The 2,440-nt window shown below is 41.9% G+C and carries 1 protein-coding gene; it reads right to left on the bottom strand.

Features of this window, described 5'->3' with window-relative positions; translation table 11 throughout:
- The coding region (locus tag A3761_RS24840) for a TonB-dependent receptor domain-containing protein (RefSeq protein WP_197473254.1) at positions 1–2,394 on the bottom strand (2,394 nt) is incomplete at its 3' end.
- Positions 2,395–2,440 lie beyond the last annotated feature (46 nt).

The following is a 2,440-nucleotide window of genomic DNA, read 5'->3' on the forward strand; positions in this document are numbered from 1 at the left end:
GTTTCCTCGAACGACATAATCAGTTTCAGGATCTTTATAACGCGTTGGGCTAAATTCTCTGAAGTCAGGTCGCGTAAGCGTATTGCTGTAGGCAAAACGGAACTGATGCTCGTCTGAGACCCTAAAAGTGGCACCAAAGAAAGGGAGTGTGTCTGACGTTTCAAGACTGTAGGACTCCTGACTATCTTCTTCTATCCCTACTTCAAGGTCTTGCGTTGACTGCTCTTGCCTGAAACCAAAATTCAAATCCAGTGCATTGAATGGTGAAATCAAAGCATTAACATAAAAAGCAACCAAACTCTGTTCAGCAAGGTAGGCATCTTCTTGACGGTAATTACTTGTTAAATCAAGTCGATCTGTGACTGCTAAGCTATCAACCAAAATATCATCGATTGCTCGCGTATCATCCTCAATGGGATTGTAGGAAAACTTGAAACGCCTGTTATCCAGGGTACGTTCCTTACTTAAGAAATAAGAACCCCAACTAATTTTATTGTCCTGACCATTGAGCGTAAACGGCAAGGAAGCATCCGCTCGAAAATTCAAAACTTCATCTTCAAGGTTTGAGTATTGATAAAACATTTTGTTTTTATCAATCGCAAGCCCGCTGCCAGAATTCGACTCTTTGTAAACATATTCAAAAGTACCGGGCTCTAAACGCGTAGCAGAAGAAAATGATAAAGCTGTACTGAGATTTAACGCATCTAGAAGACTACCAGATTTCTCACCAAGTAAACCCTCCCCAGATAGTTGATGTGAGTAGAGCTCTTTTTCTGTATACCTTAGCAAGACCTTTTCAGATGACCTTTCCTCTAAATAGTCATATATTTGAGACTGCGTTGTTTGATCCTCTTCTTCATTTAGACCAACAAAGGTATATTTAATTTTTGAGTTGCTTGTCGGTTCAAGACCAAAACTAACCAAACCTCCAAGCTTTTCATTTAAAACAGTCTTCCCAAATGTCTTATCTTTGTCACGCTGATTTGCATCGGCCTGAGTATTTTCCGTCACATCGGCGCTATTATTTTGCTCGTTTTTATAATATAGATTTCCGGCAAAGCCATACTTCATCCCCCCAGACGTTTTAAAACTCTGACCGAAGGATGTAGATAAACTCGTACCTGGATCAAGCTTGGTTTCAGTAATACCATAGCTACGGTAGCTAACCATTGCTTTGTCGAGTGCCGTTCTTTCAGCAGCTGTGATACCCTCAGCAAGTACCAAATCACCAACTTTTACTTCATTCGTTAAGGCTTTAAAGCCATCACTTAAATTCAACAAGATACCAGGTAGGCTCTGGTCATTATCAGGGTTATGCACAACGTCGTTACCTGTTGCATCATTGACAGTAACACTGATGCTACCACTGATATAATTATCTTCTTTTGGGATATCTTTGGTATTGATTAAGATTGTGCCACCACCAAAGGTACCTGGAATATCGCTAGAAAATGTCTTTTGAATATCCATGCTCTGGATAACACCGGCAGGAAATATATCAAGCGGAACTACGCGTTTTGTCGGTTCAGGTGAAGGCACTTCAAGCCCATTTAGAAGAACGGTGCTATAGCGCTCCCCCAAACCACGAACAAAGACAAACTTATCGTCAACAATAGTAATACCGGTCACCCGCTTTAGGGCGCCAGCCGCATCTGAATCGCCAGACTTACTAAATTGTTCACTAGAAATTGCGTCACCCACAACATCACTATCTTTAAGTTCTGCAATATTTGAAGCCAAACTCCCTTCAACAAAGGGCGCCGATACAACAAACTCATCTAATACAATATCGGCCTTAATCAACTTAACCGCGTGTTCGTTATCTGTTTCGGCTCGAACCGAAACGTCCTTGCTTACCTGCATTACATACTTTGGATGGATAACTGATATATCATAGTCACCCGCTGCAAGCTCTACCGTGGCAATACCTTTTTCATCAGTGATTGCATCGATGGCATAGCCCTTGAAGAATAGTTTCGCACCAGAAACAGCGGCATCATTTGCAGAATCTCTCACGGAGAAAATCAGATTACCTTTAGGACCGGTTTGCGGCTTAACATCCTGATGATCAAAGTCCTGCTCATACGCTGACAGCGGTAGATCAAGCTCTACGCTTTCGCCTTGATTCGTTAAGTTCAGGAATACCTGACTCGATACAGTTTCAAGTAATGCTACATCGGTTAATGCAAACAACTCTCCGCCTTTGTAATAACCAACTTCGTGATCACCTGCTGGCAAAGTAAACGCAGCCACACCAAACTCATCGGTCTTTGAGCTTTCATCGCCAACCTTAACGTTGATATTCGATTGCGCCACACCTTCTTTGAAAACGAAGATAAATAAATTCTCTTTTTTAGCAGTTTGCTCAGCTGCAAACACGCTTGCCGAGAACAAACATAGAAGACTCGCTAGGAGTAATTTAACGGCATGCATACGGGTC

This window comes from Oleiphilus sp. HI0123 (assembly GCF_001635315.1).